A 16641-nucleotide genomic window follows, 5' to 3' on the forward strand; every position below is an offset into this window, starting at 1 on the left:
CCCATGCTCCGGCCACGGTTCGGTAGCGGTGCGAGGGGCACCGGGATTCAGACATACGTTCATTTCGTGAACTCTCCTTCTCCTGCGGCCATTTCACTGCCCGCCGAGCCGAAGCCCGCCCGCCGCTCGCTGCTGCGAGGCGCTCTGAGCGGGGCGGCGGCCGTCGGCGCCGCACTCGCCGTCGGCGTCTCCCCCGCGTCCGCCGCGCCCCGTCCGCGTCCACGCCCCGGCACGCCCGCCGAGGCGCTGCGCGAGCTGGAGGCCGGCAACCGGCGGTGGCGCACCTACCGTGAGAAGCACCCGGACGAGACGCGTGACGTCCGTGAGGCGCTGATATCGGGCCAGCATCCTTTCGCCGTGGTGCTGAGCTGCGTCGACTCGCGTGTGCCCCCGGAGCTGGTGTTCGACCAGGGCCTCGGCGATCTGCTCACCGTGCGCAGCGCCGGTGAGGTCCTGGACGAGGCGGTGCTCGGCAGCGTTGCCTACGGCGTGCTGGAGCTGAACATCCCACTGGTCCTGGTGCTCGGTCACCAGTCGTGCGGTGCCGTGCGCGCGGCGGTCGAGGCCGAGGAGTCCGGCGAGCGGCTGCCCGCCCACATCCAGTACCTCGCCGATCAGATCACCCCGGCCATCGACCACAGCCTGGAGGGCGACGCCCGTGTCGACGCGACAGTCGACGCCAACGTGCGGCTGGTGCGCGCCCGTCTGGCGGCGGAACCGGACCTCGCCACGCGAGTGGCCGCCGGCCGCCTCGCGGTCGTGGGGGCACGCTACGAGCTGACGAACCAGCGCGTGCACCGCGTCGACTGAGACGCCCGGGCGCAGCTGCCCGACCGGTCGGTCCGGCCGTACCGGACGCGGCCTCCCGCAGAAGCCGGGGAGGGCAGTCGTGCCGGACGCGGCCTCCCGCAGAAGTTGGGGAGGGCAGTCGTGCCGACCTCACCCGACCGGCGTTCGCAGGGCCGCCGTCGGGTAGCATCCAGCCCATGTCGAGCCCCGAGGCATCCAAGGTGGGGGCTTTCGGTCACGCCGTCAGCCCCCTGAACCACTGAGCCGGTAACCGCTGATCCGGTAACCGCGTCGTCCCGCCGCGCGCTGCGGCCGGACACGTGTGCCCCGTGGACCCGTGGGGTGTTGACCGCGGTGACGAGACGTCTCCTTCTCGTGCTTCTCCTCACCTCGGAGCCTCTCGATGCCTCTCCCCCTGTACGTGCTTGCCCTGGCCGTCTTCGCCATGGGCACATCGGAGTTCATGCTCGCCGGTCTCCTGCCGGACATCGCCTCGGATCTCGACGTGACGGTCGGGGCGGCGGGCACACTCACCTCGGCGTTCGCCGTCGGGATGATCGTCGGAGCGCCGCTCATGGCCGCGCTCGCCCGCAACTGGCCGCCGCGCTCCAGCCTTCTGGGGTTCGTCGGGGTGTTCTTGGCGGCCCATGCCGTGGCCGCCGCCACGTCGAGTTTTCCCGTCCTGTTCGCGACCCGGGTGGCCGCGGCGCTCGCGAACGCGGGGTTCCGGGCCGTGGCCCTGACGACGGCCACGACTCTGGTGGCACCCGCCAAGAAGGGGCGGGCGCTCGCCGTGCTGCTGTCCGGCACGACGCTGGCCACGATCGCCGGTGTCCCGGGCGGAGCCGTGCTCGGCGCCTGGCTCGGGTGGCGGGCCACCTTCTGGGCGGTCGCCGTGCTCTGCCTGCCCGCCGCCCTCGGCATCCTCGCGGGCATCCCGGCCCGCCCCGTGCGGCAGGACGGCACGGGGCGACCGGCTCTGCGCTCGGAGCTGGCGCAGCTCGCCGGTCCGCGGCTGATCGTGGTCATGGGGCTCGGCGCGCTGGTGAACGCGGCGACGTTCGCGAGTTTCACCTTCCTCGCTCCGGTGGTCACGGACACCGCCGGGCTGGGTGAGCTGTGGGTGCCCGTCGCCCTGATGCTGTTCGGCGCCGGTTCCTTCGCCGGTGTGACCGTCGCCGGCCGGTACTCCGACCGGCGTCCGGGCCTGGTCGTCGCCGTCTGCGGCCCGCTGCTCCTCGTCGGCTGGCCCGCCCTCGCGGTACTGGCCGACAGGCCGGCGGCGCTGCTCGTCCTCGTCTGCGTGCAGGGGGCGCTGTCGTTCGCGCTGGGCAGCACGCTGATCGCGCGGATCCTGTACGAGGCGGCGCCGGCGCCCACCATGGCCGGCTCCTACGCGACCGCCGCGCTCAACACGGGCGCCGCCGCCGGGCCGCTCGTCGCCGCGACCACCCTCGGCACGGCGGCCGGGAACGTCGGCCCGCTGTGGGCCAGCGCCCTCCTCGTCGCCGTCGCGCTGCTCGTCGTCCTCCCCCTCCGCGACGCCGTCACGGCGGGCCGGAACGAGGAGGCGCCCGCCTGACGAGGCCGCCCGTCGGGGGGCGTCGCGCCATCGCCTGGAGTCCCCGCGCGCATCCGGCGATCCCGGCTCGGCGGAGGCACCGATCGCCTCGGTCCTGGGCGGCGGCCCTGCCGAGGGCCGTGGAACGGTTCGGCCGTCGGCCGCGTCGTCCCTCTTCGGGACACGGCGGCCGTGCCCCGGAGAGGAGGACCCCGGTGCGTACGGACGGGTTCGACAAGTGGATACGGCGGTTCGAGGACGAGCGCGAGCGCAGGCACGCCCAGGGCGACCCGGACTGGGAGCGGGGCGCGGCACTGCACCCGGCGGTGTGGGCGAGCATCCAGCGCTTCCAGGTCGGCGAGGACGGAGACGGCGCCAACCTCGTCGGCAAGGCGGACGAGGCCGGTGACGCGGACTACGCGCAGGCGGTCCGCCTCTTCGTGGCCGAGGAACAGAACCACGCCCGGCTGCTCGCCCGGCTGCTGGCCGCGGGCGGGATGCCGACGCTGAACGGCCACTGGAGCGACACGGTCTTCGTACGGCTGCGGCATCTGATGGGCCTGCGTCTGGAACTGCTGGTGCTGATGATCGCGGAGGTGGTGGCCCTGCGCTATTACCGCGCGCTGCGCGACGGCGCGGGCGACTCGCTCACCTCGGACGTCGCGGGACGCATCCTGGCCGACGAGCAGCGCCACGTCCCCTTCCACTGCCGTCGGTTGCACGCTTCGCTGGCCGAACTGCCCCGTGCCGTGCGGCGCCCGGTGATGGCTCTGTGGCAACTGCTCCTGCTCGCCGGCTCCCTCGTCGTCGCCGTCGACCACGGCCCGGCGCTGCGCCGCCTCGGCCTCGGGCGCCTGCGGTTCACGGCCGACGTCATGGGATCGTCCCGCGCGGTGGTCAACGCCGTGCTGTCGCCCCACTCGGTCGTGTGGTCGGACGCGGGCTGACGCCGGAAACGCAGGTGCCCGGCGGTCCAGGCGGGCCGCCAGGCACAGAAAGTCGCCCAGGACGCGCTCGGCACCGGTCGGCAGGTGACGCAGCTCAGGGGCGGGCAACTCGGTGACGGGCAGTTCGATGACCGGGCTGTGGTGGCGTTCGCCGTCGACGGTCGTGACCAACGAAGCTCCGGGCCGTCGCCGGCAGGTTGGGCCCGGTACCGTCCGACCCCTTCACCAGCCGCACACGGATGCTCCATAGTGTGCACCGAATTGTCTTTCCCGAGGGGGACGGCGAGGGCTGCGGGAGGAGGGGTGCCGGTGGATCCGACCTTGCGGCTGAAGGGCCTTGCCGCGCCCACCGCTGCGGCTCCGACCGAGATCGTCCTGCTCGATCGCGGCGACCGTCTCGTCGGGCGGCTGCGTTTCCGTGTCTGCCCGTCGTGCCGGACGGGGCGCATCCTGGACATCTGGATAGGCGACCGCTGGCAGCGCCAGGGCCTGGGCCGCGAACTCACCCATTCCCTCCTGGCGCGCCACCCGGGTCACCGGTGGAGCACGACCCCGCAGACCCGGGAGGGCCGGGCCTTCTTCCGTGAGATGACGGAGGAGACCGGGGTACCGCTGCCCCGTGGCGGCCCGTTGTGCCGCCATCTCATGGGCGCCCTCCGGCGGGGGTGGCGCTCCGCGCTGGAGCACTGGCCGCACCGCTGAACGCAGACCGGTTCACTGCCGCCGATTCGCCGGGCCCCCACTCGCCGACGACGCGGAGCGACGACCCCGGCCACGGCCACGACCCCGCCCCCGGCACGCTCACTGCCAGCGGTCGACGCCCCCGCCCCGCCATTCGATCAGGGGCGTGGCACCCGCCTCCTCGTGGCCCACGATGATGCCGACCCGCCGCACAACGGCCAGCACGTCCGCGACACACCTCGCCACGCCCACCACTTCGCCCATCAGCGAGACTTGACGGCCCCCGGCGAAGAAGGGCTTGTGCACGACGACCGGGGCGGACCTGCCCCGCACCCCTCCGGGGGGACTCGGGCAGTCCCAGGGGCCGAGTCCCGGCCCCGCCGACCTCGGTCGCCGCGGCGTGAACGCGTCCGCCATACGCCGATCTCCTCCCCGGGATCGCCACCCCTGTTCGACACCCGGCAATCTTTGCACAATGCAAAGCAAGGGAAAAGAAAACGATCAACGGGTGGCCGCGTGCCCGGTGGTGTGCGAGAGACGGAAAGAACGTACGACCGCGATCACGCACCCCGTGACCAGCGCGGCAGCCCAGCCGCACAGATCACGCAGCGGCGCCGGGCGGGAGGCCCTGACGTCCAGCCCTCGCGGGGGTACCCTGCCCGCCGTGTCGTACACGACGGCGAGCGCGTCGCCGGGCCGGGTGGCCGGTCCGCAGCCGAGCCAGACGCGCGGCTTCAGCGGTGTGCCGTCGCGGTCGGCCACCGAGCACGAACGGCGGCCCCGGCCGGAGACGGCCCCGGGCCCACCTTCGACGGACGTCACCACCACCGGCTGCACCCGCCCCCGCACCGCCAGTACGAGGCTCTCGGCCGCCTGGGGAGTCTCCAGGGCGAGGCAGACCGCGAGTACCACCACGACGCCGATCAGCGCCCGCCCCGCTCGCACCAGGCAGAGGTGGAGGGCCAGCGCGGCGGCGCACACCAGGCCGCCCTCGCCGTCCGACAGTCCCGGAACGCCGTACCAGGCACCGGCGACGGTGCTCCCGACGATCAGCCCGGCTCCCACGCATCCGACGAGGAAGCCCTTGGCGACCTGCCGTCGCGGCGGCAGGCCCATGAATTCCGCCGGCCCCCACACCGTGCTGCGCAGATGCGTCATGAGGTGGCGCTCGGGAGCGGGCGCGGGCCGGTGATGTCGACTCATCCGCGTGGCCACCCCTCATGCACCCCCACTGTCTCTTCCCGTTCGGCCCTGGCTCCGCATCCTGGCCGAACGGGCGGCGGTGCACACTGCCTCCGGCCGGACGCGCGGGGAGTGCCGACATTGCCGGGACCAGGCAACGAGGGCGCGCCCTCGCGTTACCCGGGACCCGCCGTCCTCCCATCTTCGGACTGCGCGAAGGCGGTTCGCCCGAGACGGCTCGGGGCTCGGCCCCGATCGCGCCCCGCCGAGCCGAGTTGCAACCGTGCAATGATCTCGCCGGTGCGGTCGCGGCCCGGGGGCACCCTCCCGTGCCGCTCGCAGCGCCGCTGCAGCGCCGCTCGCAGGGCCGCGGACGGTACACCAGGGGCAGACGAGGGGGACCATGACCACCCAAGGGCCGGGCGCCGACAGGACGCCCGAGGAGCCGGAGCCGACGCCGCCCGTCCCCGACGAGGTGTGGCTGAAGTTCCTCGCCGACAGCGAGAGCGCCATCCGCGCCTCCGCCCCGAGGGAGCCCTCCGCTCGGGAACGGGCGCGGGCACGGCACCGTCCCCTGGACGCGGTCGACCGGGCTGCCGACGGCGGCACCACGGAGCAGGACGTCCGCAGGCAGCCCCCGCACCGGCCGGCGGATCCCGAGACACGTCCGGTGGGCGACGTGTGGCAGCCCGAGGACCCGTGGGCCGGCCCGGCCTGGCGGGAGTTGGACGGCCGGGCCAGGCTCCGGCGCGTCGTCCGCGTGATCGCCACCGCCGCCGCCATCACCCTGGCCCTCGGAGCCTGGTCGCTGCTGTCCATCGGAGCGGGCACGCCGAGCGGCACACCGAACGGCACCACCGTGGAGCAGTTGGAAGGGGCGCCGGGGGGAGTCCCCACGGCGACCCACGCGTCGCCCGGTTCCGTCACCGCGACGCCGTCGTCGTCGGCGTCGGCCGCCGGCTGAGACGACCACCGGGGCGGCGGTACGACACCGTCCGGCGACGATCGGCGCCAACGCGCCTTTCGTCCCCGTCGCGTTCCACTGACGCTCCCTCGCGTCCGGCGGGAAGGCCGCCGACCTCTGAACACGCCTCCGCAACGCTCGCCCTGCCCACACCCTTGACCGCGTTCTGTCAGAGCCCTTAACCTCCGAGCACCGTAAGGAAACTTTCCTAACAGTCACTCCAGGGAAACACGCCCCTCGCCCCCACGACGAGGAGATCCCTGACGCCCCCTCATCGGTCGAGCCGAAGGTGTTCGAGCGGAACACGCACGGCCGCCAACCGGTCGGCTCCCCGACCACCACCGGCAAGACCAACGCCAGTTGACCCCCCACCACGAGGATGTCATGCGTACACCTCTGTCGACTCTCCTCGCCGGCGCGCTGCTCGCCGGCCTCGGCCTCACCCTCGGCCCCTCCCCCGCCACCGCCACCCCGTCCGCTCCCACCGGAAGCGAGAACGCCACCCCGGCCGCGATCAACGGCCGGCTGAAGGTGTGCGGCGTCAAGCTGTGCAACCAGTACGGCAAGCCGATCCAGTTGCGCGGCATGAGCAGCCACGGCCTGCAGTGGTACAGCCAGTGCCTGACCGACGGCTCCCTGGACGCGCTCGCCGGCGACTGGAACGCCGACGTCCTGCGCATCTCGCTCTACGTCCAGGAGGGCGGCTACGAGACCGACCCGCGCGGGTTCACCGACCGGGTGCACGAACTCATCGAGATGGCCACGGCCCGCGGCATGTACGCGCTGGTCGACTGGCACCAGCTCACGCCCGGCGACCCCAACCACAACCTGGAGCGAGCCAAGACGTTCTTCACCGAGATCGCCCAGCGGCACCGCGGCAAGACCAACCTGCTGTACGACATCGCCAACGAGCCCAACGGCGTGAGCTGGTCGCGGATCAAGTCCTACGCCGAGCAGCTCATCCCCGTCGTCCGCGCCCAGGCCCCCGACACCCCGATCCTCGTCGGCACCCACGGCTGGGGCTCCCTCGGCATCTCGGACGGCCGTGACGAGACGGACGTCGTCAACGACCCGGTCCGGGCGAGCAACATCATGTACACGTTCCACTTCTACGCGGCCTCGCACGGCGAGGAGTACCTGAGCGCGCTCGACCGGGCGTCGGACCGGATCCCCGTCTTCGTCACCGAGTTCGGCACCCAGGAGGCCAGCGGCGACGGGCCGAACGACTTCGACCGCGCCCAGCGGTACCTGGATCTGATGGGCCGTAAGCAGATCAGCTGGGTCAACTGGAACTTCTCCGACGACCACCGCACCGGCGCCGTCTTCACCACCGGTACCTGCGACGCGAACGGCCCCTGGACGGGCACCGCTCCGCTCAAGCCGGCCGGCGTGTGGATCCGCGACCGGATCAGGACCCCGGACAGCTTCCCCACCGGCTGAGCACCGCGCCGGGTCGTACGGCAGCGACCCGGCACGCAGGAAGGGCCGGAGGCCGCGACAGCCCCCGGCCCGCGCCGGCTGTGTCTACACGTCCATGTCGACGGTGATGTGCGGGGCGAGGGCCCGCAGCAGGCCCAGGGCGTCGAACATGTCACCTGCGGAGGCCACTCCGACGGTCCTGGTCCTGCCCGCGAGAACGCGCCGGACCGCTTCCACGACGAGCGGCGCGGTGACGGCGTAGATGTCCCGGCCCCTGGCGACGGCACGGCGTTCGGCGCCGCCGGACCGCACCACGGCGTCGACCAGGAACGTCTGCGCGGACCGCCCCCGCCCGTCCACCGCTGCCGGCGCCGGCGTGTCCGGGTCGGACAGGTCCCGGGCCGCCTCGACGGTCATGTAGGTGCGGACCTCCGGGACGGACAGGTGGCTGGGGATCGTGACGACGTCGGCCATGGTGAACTCGCCGAGGACGGCGCGGGTGCCCATCGGTTCGGGGAAGGCCCACTTCAGGTGGGGCAGGTCGTCGTTGTGGTACTCCAGGCGCCCACCGGTGTGGCGGACCCGTCGGCCGTCGCGCCGCCGCCGGGAGACCTCGCCCGCCGCGCGGGTGCCGGCGGTGGGATGCCAGCCGCTGAGCCCGTACGCGATGTGCGCCTCGTCGGCCGTCGTCCAGTCGCCCATCGCCGCGGTGGCGAGCAGGTCGCCGAGGCCGCCGTAGAAGGCCATCGCGGGGACGATCACCGCCCCCGCCGCGCGGGCCCGGTCCGTGAAGTGCGCGAACGTGTCGGCATTGGCCTCGATCTCGGCCGCGACGTCCACGTACGGGATCCCGGCCCGCAGGGCCGCCTCGATCACCGGGGCGGCGGTCGTGGCGAAGGGCCCGGCGCAGTTGATCACGGCCGCCGCGCCGTCCAGTGCGCGGTCGAGCGAGACCGGGTCGTCGACGGACGCGGGACGCACGGCGAGTCCCGGGTGGGACGCCGCGAGTACCCGCAGCTTGCCGGCGTCGCGGCCGGAGAGGACCGGGACGAGGCCGCGGTCCAGCAGTTCCGCCACGACGAAGCGTCCGGTGTGCCCGTACGCGCCGTACACCACGACCGTCTGCCGCGCTGCCATGTGTTTCTCCCGTGCTCGGACGATCCCCTGGGCCTGCGGACATCCTGACGGGGGCGGGCCACCAAAGGTGAGTGTCCGGAACGACACGCCCCGTACACTTCCGGACATGGGTACTGTCGCGCTGGCCGTCACCGACGGCATGCTGCACTTCGAACTGGCCGTGGCGTACGAGGTGTTCGGCTCGGCCCCGGACGCCGTGACCGTGCCGTGGTACGACGTCGCCCTCTGTGGGACGGGCGCCGTGCGCGTCGGCCGGTTCCGGCTGGAGAGCGACCGCGGGCTCGACGGGCTGCGGGACGCCGACACGGTGATCGTGCCCGCCTGGGCGGACGTCGACGTGGCCCCGCCCGCCGATCTGGTCGACGCGGTGCGCGTGGCCCACGAGGCGGGAGCACGGGTGGCCTCGCTGTGCACGGGCGCGTTCGTGCTGGCCGCCGCCGGGCTGCTGGACGGGCTGCGCGCGACCACGCACTGGGCGCACACCGACGTCCTGGCCGCCCGCCATCCCGAGGTGGAGGTCGACCCGGACGTGCTCTACGTGGACAACGGCAGCGTGCTCACCTCCGCCGGCAAGGCGGCGGCGCTGGACCTGTGCCTGCATCTGGTCCGCCGCGACCACGGCTCGTCGGTCGCCAACGCCGTCGCCCGCCGTCTGGTCGTGCCGCCGCACCGGGCCGGGGGCCAGGCGCAGTTCGTCGCGTCCCCGGTGCCGGCCCGGGACGACCACCCGCTCGCGGAGCTGCTGCCCTGGGTGATGGAACGCCTCGACCAGCCGCTGACCGTGGAGGACCTGGCCCGTCGGGCACGGATGAGCTCGCGCAACCTGGGCCGTCACTTCAGGGCGGCGACCGGCACGACCCCGCTGCGGTGGCTGCTCGACCAACGGATCCGCCGGGCGCAGGAGTTGCTGGAGAACACCGACAGCAGTGTCGACGCCATCGCGAGGGCCACCGGCATGGGAACCGCCACGACGCTGCGCCGCCACTTCAACCGCACGGTCGGCGTTCCCCCGGACGCCTACCGCCGGACCTTCCGCACACGGCCCCGGAGCGGCACGGAGGACGCCGTCCTCCGGTGAGCGGGGCCCAAGGTCACTGGGTCACTGCCCTGCACGGCGCCCGGATCGTCCTCGCGTCCCCGGCGACGGCCTGATCTCGTTCTGTCCCGCCCCGCCGGGAGCGTCGGCTCGCGGCACACGGCCAACCGACACCTTCAGAAACGGACCCTGCTTCCGCCATGCGTGCGCACCCCGACTGGATCACGCGCGCCGAGACCGGCGCCGACCTTTCCGCCATCCGTGAGATCGACCTCGCGGCCTTCGACACCCCGCTGGAGGCCGACCTCGTCGAGGCCCTGCGCGCCGACGAGGCGTGGATCGACGGCCTGTCCGTCGTCACCACCGGTCAGGACGGCAGGCCCGTCGGCCACGCGCTGCTGACGCGCTGCCACATCGGCACCGTTCCTGCCCTGTGCCTGGGGCCCGTCGCCGTCCTGCCCGAGCACCAGAACACCGGCGCCGGTTCCGCGGCCGTCCGTGCCGCGCTGCGGGCCGCCGCGGAGCTCGGCGAGCGCTTCGTCACCGTGCTCGGGCATCCGTCGTACTATCCGCGGTTCGGCTTCACCCGGGCCTCCGCCCACGGCATCGGCGTGACCGTCGACGTCCCGGACGAGGCCCTCATGGCGCTCGCCCTCGACGACGGCCACCCCCTGCCGAGCGGCACGCTCCGCTACGCCACGCCGTTCGGCATCCAGGTCGTGACCGCAACGTGGCGCCGTCGCCCGGAGGGCGGCCTCGCGGCGTGGGCGGGTGCGGCCCGGTCGGGGCGCGTTGCGTTGCCGACCGGCGGATGATTTTCGGCCCAAACTCCCGGCCACCCGCATTCATGGTCACCGGGCTGTTACGACGCGTGAGCGCCAGGGGTATGGTCCCGGTCGCCGAACTCACCCGGCGTCCGGGGCGCTTCCACCGCGCCCCGGCGGCCCCGGCCGTCGGCTCGCCCCGCCCGCCGCACGACAGGAGCACGGTCATGACCCAGCAGCAGCCTCCGCTCGTCCTCGACCCCACCGGCGCCGACCACCACGCCGAGGACCGCGCCCTGCGCGAGCGCGGCCCGGCCACCCGGGTCGACATACTCGGCGTCGAAGCCTGGTCGGTCAGCGACCCCGTGTTACTCAAGCGGCTGCTCATCAGCCCGCACGTCTCCAAGGACGCCCGCGCCCACTGGCCCGCCTTCGCGGAGGCGGTCGGCACCTGGCCGCTCGCGCTGTGGGTGGCCGTGGAGAACATGTTCACCGCGTACGGTCCCCACCACCGCAAGCTGCGCCGGCTGGTGGCGCCGGCCTTCAGCTCCCGCCGGATCGCCGCCATGAAACCGGCCGTCGAGGACATGGTGACCGCGCTCGTCGACCGCCTCGCGGGCCTGCCCGCGCACGAGCCGGTCGATCTGCGCCAGGAACTGGCCTACCCGCTGCCCATCGGGGTGATCAGTCACCTCATGGGTCTGCCGGAGGACCAGCGGGACGACTTCCGCGACCTCGTGGACCGCGTCTTCGACACCACGCTCGGCCCGGAGGAGGCCCAGGCCAACACCGTCGGCCTGTACGAGCTCCTGGAACAGCTCATCGCCGCCAAGACCAGCGCTCCCGGCGACGACATGACGTCCCTGCTCATCGCCGCGCGGGACGACGAGAGCGACGGCTCCCGCCTCACGCCCCAGGAACTGCGCGACACGCTTCTGCTGATGATCAGCGCCGGCTACGAGACCACGGTCAACGTCATCGACCAGGCCGTGTTCACACTGCTGACCCGCCCGGACCAACGGGAACTGGTCCGCAGCGGGGCCGTCACCTGGGAGGACGTCGTCGAGGAGACGCTGCGTCACGAACCCGCCGTCAAACACCTGCCGTTGCGGTACGCCGTCACCGACATCCCGCTCCCCGACGGGCGGACCATCGCCCGGGGCGAGGCCATCCTCGCCTCCTACTCCGCCGCCAACCGGCACCCCGACTGGCACGGGGACGCCGACACGTTCGACGCGGCACGCACCGTCAAGGAACATCTGGCCTTCGGCCACGGCGTCCACTTCTGCCTCGGCGCGCCCCTCGCCCGCCTCGAAGTCGCCCTCGCCCTGCACAGTCTCTTCGACCGCTTCCCCGGCGTCCACCTCGCGGAACCGGCCGACCAACTCCGGCCCGTGGCGTCCCTGATCAGCAACGGGCACCAGCGGCTCCCGGTGTACCTGCACGCCCGCTGAGCACCGGGTACGCGGAACTGGGGTCGATGCTGGGGCAGGTACCAGGGCGGTCGTCCCGGCCGGTGCGCCAGGCTCGTCGTCCGTGACGACCTCGCACCCGTTGCCGGGCTTCCCAGGAGCACCTCGTGAGTGACGCCTCCCGCGGCGAGAGCGCACTCCTGCGGCTGTGCAGCCACCTCGCGGCCCACCGTCAGCGCCACCTGGTCTACCTGGGCGGCTGTCTGCTGTTCTCCAGTGGGGCGGCCGCCTTCATCCACGCCGACCTGGGGACCGATCCCCTCGACGTCTTCGCCCTCGGCGTCCTCGAACACGCCCCGTTGACCATCGGCATCGTCCAGGCGGCGGTGGCCCTGGTGTGCCTCGTCGTCTGGGCGGCCTGGAACCGGCGGCGGCCCCCGCTGTCGCCGTTCGTCACCTTCTTCCTGTGCGGCAGCCTGATCGACGTGCTGCGGGCCGTCGAAGCCGCCGGCCAACTGCCGCTCCCGCCCGGCGCAGTCATGATCGTGGGCGTCCTGCTGTGCACGTACGGGTCCGCGCTGATCATCATGAGCGGGGTCGGGATCCGCGCCATGGACCTGGTGGCCATCTCCATGACGCACCGCTGGCGCTGGCCGTTCTGGGCCGCCAAGGGAAGCCTCGAACTCGTCCTGCTGGGCTGCGGACACGTCCTCGGCGGGCCGGTGGGGCTCGGCACGATCTGCTTCCTGGTGTTCGTCGACACCCTGATCCAGCCCTGCATGCGGCTCACCACCCGCACGTTCTCCCTGCGCAACCACGGGCTGGAGCAACCGTCCCCGGTTCCCGCCCACCGGACCGATCCCGTCTGAGCGAGAGGCCTTCGACCATGCTTCTGTCCGACCTGTACATCGCGGGTCTGGGCGCCCGCATCCCCGGGCGCGTCACCACCGAGGAGGCCGTGGCCGCCGGGTGGTACGACGCGGCGGAGGCGGAGGCCCTCGGCTGGGAGTCGGTGGCCGTCGCGGGCGACGTGCCCGCCCCGGACCTGGCGATCGAGGCCGCGCACCAGGCCCTTGAGGTGTCCGGGCACGAACCCGCCGACATCGACATCCTGATGCACGTGTCGTGCAACCACCAGGGCCCCGACCTGTGGTCGCCGCAGCACTACGTCCTGCGGAACACCGTCGGCGGCACCATCCCGGCTCTGGAGGTCCGCCAGGGCTGCAACGGCTTCCTCGCCGCGATGGAACTCGCCGGCGCCTATCTGGCGGCGGCGCCGGACCGTACGGCCGCCCTGATCACGTCGGCCGACAACTGGGGCGATCCGCTGGTCGACCGGTGGCGGGCCACCCCCGGCGGCCTGTTCGGGGACGCGGCGACGGCCTGCGTGCTGTCCCGGCGGACCGGCTTCGCACGGCTGGTCAACGTCCGCGCGGTGTCACTGCCGGAACTGGAGGAACTGAACCGGGGCGGCGAACCGCTCTTCCCGCCGGGGTGCACGGCGGGCGTCAAGGTGGACCTGCGGGACCGCGCCGCCACCTACAAGGGCGGTCAGGACCTCGTGAACGCGGGGCAGTTGATGGGCGAGACGCAGCGCGCCCTGATCAAGGAGACCCTCGACGAGGCGGGGCTCGCCCCGGACGACATCACCCGCGTCGCCCACCAGTTCGTCGGCGACCTGAACGTGCTCCACCGCCTGCTGGAACCCTTCGGGGAGGACGCCGGCGTGGCCAAGGGCGTGTGGGACTTCGGGCGTTCGGTCGGGCACACGGGCGCCAACGACCAGACCAGCGGCCTGCACCACCTCGTGTCGACCGGTCAGCTGCGGCGCGGCGACCGCGTGATGCTGCTGGGCGCCGGGGCCGGGATCTCCTTCTCGTGCGCGGTCGTGGAGATGCTCGACGTCCCCGCGTGGGCGGCCGTGCCGGACCGGGCCGCATGACGGTCGAGGCACCGGGCCGGCCCGGGGACCTGTGGGCGCTGCGCATGCGGGAGGCGACGGCGCCCGCTCCGCTGCTGCGGCTGATCTGCGTCCCCTACGCGGGTGGCGGCGCCGCCGTCTACCACGGCTGGGCGGACCGCCTGCCGGGGGTGATCGAACCGTGGGCGGTGCGCATGCCCGGCCGCGACGCCCGCCTGCACGAACCGCTGCGCACCGATCTGGTGGCGACGGCGGGCGAACTGGCCGACGCCCTCGCGCCCCTGCTGACGCGGCCCTACGCCCTGTTCGGGCACAGCCTGGGCGCGTTCCTGGCGTTCGAGACCGCGCGGGCGCTGCGCGAGCGGGGCCTGCCGGAGCCGGTCCTGCTCGCCGTGTCGGCCCGCAATCCCCCGCAGCAGCGCACGTATGCGGGCGGCGTCCACCGGCTGCCGGACGACGAGTACCTCGACGTGCTGGACCGCCGGTACGGGGCCATTCCGCCGCTGCTGCGGACCGACGCCCAGATGCGCGCGCTGTACCTGCCGATCCTGCGCGCGGACACGACCATGCTGGAGACGTACCGCTATCTGCCGGGGCGGCCCCTCGGCTGCCCCGTCGTCGCCTACGGCGGCGCCGAGGACCCCGAGACCACCCCGGCGACGCTGGCCGCCTGGGCGGAGGTGACGAACGCCGGGTGCGCCACGGCCGTGCTGCCCGGCGGCCACTTCTTCCTGGGGCCGTCGCGGGAGGAACTGCTCGGGCACCTGACGGACGAACTGCTGCGGGCGCTCGTGCCCTGAGCCGTCCCCCGGGGTGCGGGTCAGCGCCGGCGTGCGGTGATGAGGACGTAGCCGAGGCCGGGTGTGTAGAAGGTGTCGGTCTCCGGGTCGAGCAGGGTGCGCACCACCTCCTCGCCGGCGAGGTCCACCCATTCCGCGCGGTGTTCGAGCAGCATCGACCGCAGTCTGCGGCGTACCGGTTCGGGGACGCGGATGTGCGGCGTGACGTCGGTGACGTCCAGGACGTCGAAGCCCCCGCCGGCGAGGAGCGGTTCGTACGCGTCGAGCGGCAAGGCGGTGACCAGGGGGTGGATCGCGGACCAGTCCTCGCCGGGCTCGTGGAACATGTCGGCGATGACGAGCCGGGCGCCCGGCCGCAGGACGCGCCCCGCCTCGCGCAGCGCCCGCGGTTTGTCGGGCATGTGGATCAGCGACTCGAAGAACCAGCCCGCGTCGAACGAGTCGTCGGGGTAGGGCAGGTACTGGGCGTCGGCCAGCTCGAAGTGGACCCGGTCGGCGAGCCGGATCTCGCGGGCCCTGGTGCTGGCGTGCTCGATCTGGCAGCGGCTGACGGACACGCCGACGACCTCCACCGCGTGTCCGCCGGCCAGATGGAAGGCCGGCCGGCCGATCCCGCACCCGATGTCCAGCACGCGCTGGCCGGTCAGCGGCGCGAGTCGCTCGACCATGAGTGCCGTCAGACGCTCGGTCGCGGCCTGGAAGGTGGAGTGGTCCGACGCGTCCGCCCAGTAGCCGAGGTGCAGATTGCTGTCGCAGACCCGGGAGTGCAACTCGCTGAACGAGTCGTAGAGTTCGGCCACGGCCTCGGTGTTGGACCGGTGCGTTGAAATCATCCCGTACCTCTTGCCTCACGTGTTGTGGTGCGGTGCCGGATGACGGTTGGCGCCGCGGCGGCACCGCACGGCGCGGTCAGGTGGTGTAGTACCAGCTCATCGGTTCGGCGTCGGCCCGTGCCGGGGCGGACGGGCCGGCCGGCTGCGGCTCGGGCCGGGTGGTGGCGCAGCGGCGGCGCAGCGCGTCGAGGGCGGGCAGGGCCCGGGTCACGGTGTCGAAGGGCAGGCCGAAGTCGATGAGGCAGGCGACCTCGTCCACCCCGACCGCGCGCAGCCTGTCCACGGTGGCGGCGCACTTGTCCTCGGTGCCGAGCAGGGACCGGCGGCTGTAGTAGTCCTCGGCCATCAGCTCGGCGAGCCGGTCCTGTTCGGCGGCGTCGGCGCCGCGGGACTGGCCGCTGACCGCGTCGTCGTTGCGCTTCTGGGTCATGAACGAGGCGAGGTACCGCTTGACGGGCTCGCGCACCAGGTCCCACACCCGCTGTTCGTCGTCGCCGACGTAGGTGTGCATGCCCACGGTGACGGTGCCTGCCGCCGGGTCGTGGCCGGCGCGTTCCCGGGCCGCGCGGTACCGGCTCACGTCCTCCTCCAGCTTCTCCCAACTGGTCAGCAGGGACAGGACGTTCAGGCCGCGTTCACCGGCGTCGACCCAGGTCTGCGGGTTGGAGGTGTGCACCAGCCACATCGGCAGTTCCGGCCGGCAGGGCCGCGGATAGGTGCGCACGTCCAGGGCCCGGCCGTCGGGGCCGGGGAAGGTGCGGGTCTCCCCGCGCCACAGCGCGGCCACCGTCTCCACGTGGTCCAGGGTGTACTGCCTGCGCTCGGCGTAGTGGTCGGGGTAGAAGACGAAGTCGCCCTGGTGCCAGCCCGTGGCGAGGCACACGCCCACCCGGCCCCGGGAGAGCTGGTCCACGAGGGACCACTCCTCCACGACGCGGACGGGGTGGTGGTGCGGCAGGACCACGCTGCCGGCCCGCAGGTGCAGGTTCTCGGTGGCCACGGCGAGCGCGGCGGACAGCACGGCCGGGTTGGGGAAGCTGCCGCCGAACTCCTGGAAGTGGCGTTCCGGCGTCCAGATGGCGGTGAAGCCGTGCCGGTCGATGAAGCGCGCCACGTCCAGGATGAAGCGGTAGCGGGTGCCGAAGTCGTTGCGGTCGTTCGCGGAGAAGAAGTAGACGCTGAAGTCCATCAGGCT

General features: G+C 73.1%; 16 protein-coding genes and 1 pseudogene. 12 read left to right on the forward strand and 5 right to left on the reverse strand.

Annotated features, from left to right (window positions below):
• Positions 1 to 66 precede the first annotated feature (66 nt).
• The 4 genes from QC282_RS02235 to QC282_RS02250 all read left to right on the forward strand — a co-directional run bounded on the left by QC282_RS02235 (position 67) and on the right by QC282_RS02250 (position 3999).
• Positions 67 to 810 (forward strand): carbonic anhydrase, encoded by a 744-nt coding sequence (locus QC282_RS02235; protein ID WP_279547435.1) that lies wholly within the window; start codon positions 67 to 69, stop codon positions 808 to 810.
• Positions 811 to 1192: 382 nt separating this feature from the next.
• Positions 1193 to 2371, forward strand: a complete 1179-nt coding sequence (locus tag QC282_RS02240) for a Cmx/CmrA family chloramphenicol efflux MFS transporter (RefSeq protein WP_279547436.1) — start codon at positions 1193 to 1195, stop codon at positions 2369 to 2371.
• Between the two features lie 194 nt (positions 2372 to 2565).
• Positions 2566 to 3297: a ferritin-like domain-containing protein gene (locus tag QC282_RS02245; RefSeq protein WP_279547437.1), complete on the forward strand. Its 732-nt coding sequence runs from the start codon at positions 2566 to 2568 to the stop codon at positions 3295 to 3297.
• 309 nt (positions 3298 to 3606) lie between these two features.
• The gene (locus tag QC282_RS02250) at positions 3607 to 3999 is read left to right on the forward strand and encodes a GNAT family N-acetyltransferase (protein WP_279547438.1); all 393 of its coding nucleotides are present in this window, start codon (positions 3607 to 3609) and stop codon (positions 3997 to 3999) included.
• 99 nt (positions 4000 to 4098) lie between these two features.
• Here the strand turns inward: QC282_RS02250 and QC282_RS02255 are convergent, their stop codons facing one another.
• Entirely contained in the window at positions 4099 to 4242 is a 144-nt protein-coding gene (locus tag QC282_RS02255) for a hypothetical protein (RefSeq protein ID WP_279547439.1), read from the reverse strand.
• A gap of 237 nt (positions 4243 to 4479) precedes the next feature.
• Complete coding sequence (locus QC282_RS02260) at positions 4480 to 5181, reverse strand: hypothetical protein (RefSeq protein ID WP_279547440.1); 702 nt, start codon at positions 5179 to 5181, stop codon at positions 4480 to 4482.
• Between the two features lie 382 nt (positions 5182 to 5563).
• Between QC282_RS02260 and QC282_RS02265 the strand changes: the two genes are divergently transcribed.
• Both QC282_RS02265 and QC282_RS02270 read left to right on the forward strand, forming a co-directional pair.
• Positions 5564 to 6124 carry a hypothetical protein gene (locus tag QC282_RS02265; RefSeq protein ID WP_279547441.1) on the forward strand — a complete coding sequence of 187 codons (561 nt, stop codon included), beginning with the start codon at positions 5564 to 5566 and terminating at the stop codon, positions 6122 to 6124.
• A gap of 384 nt (positions 6125 to 6508) precedes the next feature.
• A complete protein-coding gene (locus QC282_RS02270) occupies positions 6509 to 7564 on the forward strand; it encodes a glycoside hydrolase family 5 protein (protein WP_279547442.1) in 1056 nt (351 codons plus the stop codon).
• An 84-nt stretch (positions 7565 to 7648) separates the two neighbouring features.
• On the opposite strand, the gene QC282_RS02275 is transcribed toward QC282_RS02270, so the two are convergent.
• Positions 7649 to 8680, reverse strand: a complete 1032-nt coding sequence (locus QC282_RS02275; RefSeq protein WP_279547443.1) for a trans-acting enoyl reductase family protein — start codon at positions 8678 to 8680, stop codon at positions 7649 to 7651.
• A 106-nt stretch (positions 8681 to 8786) separates the two neighbouring features.
• On the opposite strand from QC282_RS02275, the gene QC282_RS02280 reads away from it, so the two are divergent.
• The 6 genes and pseudogenes from QC282_RS02280 (at position 8787) to QC282_RS02305 (ending at position 14613) form a co-directional block, all read left to right on the forward strand.
• A complete protein-coding gene (locus tag QC282_RS02280) occupies positions 8787 to 9758 on the forward strand; it encodes a helix-turn-helix domain-containing protein (RefSeq protein ID WP_279547444.1) in 972 nt (323 codons plus the stop codon).
• A 158-nt stretch (positions 9759 to 9916) separates the two neighbouring features.
• A pseudogene (locus QC282_RS02285) lies at positions 9917 to 10429 on the forward strand (GNAT family N-acetyltransferase); the annotation flags it as partial.
• Positions 10430 to 10707: 278 nt separating this feature from the next.
• Positions 10708 to 11934: a cytochrome P450 gene (locus QC282_RS02290; protein ID WP_279547445.1), complete on the forward strand. Its 1227-nt coding sequence runs from the start codon at positions 10708 to 10710 to the stop codon at positions 11932 to 11934.
• A 125-nt stretch (positions 11935 to 12059) separates the two neighbouring features.
• Positions 12060 to 12761, forward strand: a complete 702-nt coding sequence (locus QC282_RS02295) for a hypothetical protein (RefSeq protein ID WP_279547446.1) — start codon at positions 12060 to 12062, stop codon at positions 12759 to 12761.
• A 17-nt stretch (positions 12762 to 12778) separates the two neighbouring features.
• Entirely contained in the window at positions 12779 to 13834 is a 1056-nt protein-coding gene (locus QC282_RS02300; RefSeq protein ID WP_279547447.1) for a ketoacyl-ACP synthase III family protein, read from the forward strand.
• Positions 13831 to 14613: a thioesterase II family protein gene (locus QC282_RS02305; RefSeq protein ID WP_279547448.1), complete on the forward strand. Its 783-nt coding sequence runs from the start codon at positions 13831 to 13833 to the stop codon at positions 14611 to 14613. Before QC282_RS02300 ends, QC282_RS02305 begins: the two co-directional genes overlap by 4 nt.
• Before the next feature lie 20 nt (positions 14614 to 14633).
• Here QC282_RS02305 and QC282_RS02310 read toward each other — a convergent pair whose 3' ends face one another.
• Complete coding sequence (locus QC282_RS02310; protein ID WP_279547449.1) at positions 14634 to 15446, reverse strand: cyclopropane-fatty-acyl-phospholipid synthase family protein; 813 nt, start codon at positions 15444 to 15446, stop codon at positions 14634 to 14636.
• Between the two features lie 76 nt (positions 15447 to 15522).
• Entirely contained in the window at positions 15523 to 16635 is a 1113-nt protein-coding gene (locus tag QC282_RS02315) for a MupA/Atu3671 family FMN-dependent luciferase-like monooxygenase (protein ID WP_279547450.1), read from the reverse strand.
• Positions 16636 to 16641 lie beyond the last annotated feature (6 nt).

This window comes from Streptomyces sp. DH24, assembly GCF_029813775.1.
Classification (GTDB): Bacteria; Actinomycetota; Actinomycetes; order Streptomycetales; family Streptomycetaceae; genus Streptomyces.

Coding starts and splice junctions, on each gene's coding strand:
- QC282_RS02240 (WP_279547436.1), top strand. CDS start 1,193: ATGCCTCTCCCCCTGTACGTGCTTGCCCTGGCCGTCTTCGCCATGGGC.
- QC282_RS02255 (WP_279547439.1), bottom strand. CDS start 4,242: ATGGGCGAAGTGGTGGGCGTGGCGAGGTGTGTCGCGGACGTGCTGGCC.
- QC282_RS02260 (WP_279547440.1), bottom strand. CDS start 5,181: ATGAGTCGACATCACCGGCCCGCGCCCGCTCCCGAGCGCCACCTCATG.
- QC282_RS02265 (WP_279547441.1), top strand. CDS start 5,564: ATGACCACCCAAGGGCCGGGCGCCGACAGGACGCCCGAGGAGCCGGAG.
- QC282_RS02270 (WP_279547442.1), top strand. CDS start 6,509: ATGCGTACACCTCTGTCGACTCTCCTCGCCGGCGCGCTGCTCGCCGGC.
- QC282_RS02275 (WP_279547443.1), bottom strand. CDS start 8,680: ATGGCAGCGCGGCAGACGGTCGTGGTGTACGGCGCGTACGGGCACACC.
- QC282_RS02280 (WP_279547444.1), top strand. CDS start 8,787: ATGGGTACTGTCGCGCTGGCCGTCACCGACGGCATGCTGCACTTCGAA.
- QC282_RS02290 (WP_279547445.1), top strand. CDS start 10,708: ATGACCCAGCAGCAGCCTCCGCTCGTCCTCGACCCCACCGGCGCCGAC.
- QC282_RS02300 (WP_279547447.1), top strand. CDS start 12,779: ATGCTTCTGTCCGACCTGTACATCGCGGGTCTGGGCGCCCGCATCCCC.
- QC282_RS02305 (WP_279547448.1), top strand. CDS start 13,831: ATGACGGTCGAGGCACCGGGCCGGCCCGGGGACCTGTGGGCGCTGCGC.
- QC282_RS02310 (WP_279547449.1), bottom strand. CDS start 15,446: ATGATTTCAACGCACCGGTCCAACACCGAGGCCGTGGCCGAACTCTAC.
- QC282_RS02315 (WP_279547450.1), bottom strand. CDS start 16,635: ATGGACTTCAGCGTCTACTTCTTCTCCGCGAACGACCGCAACGACTTC.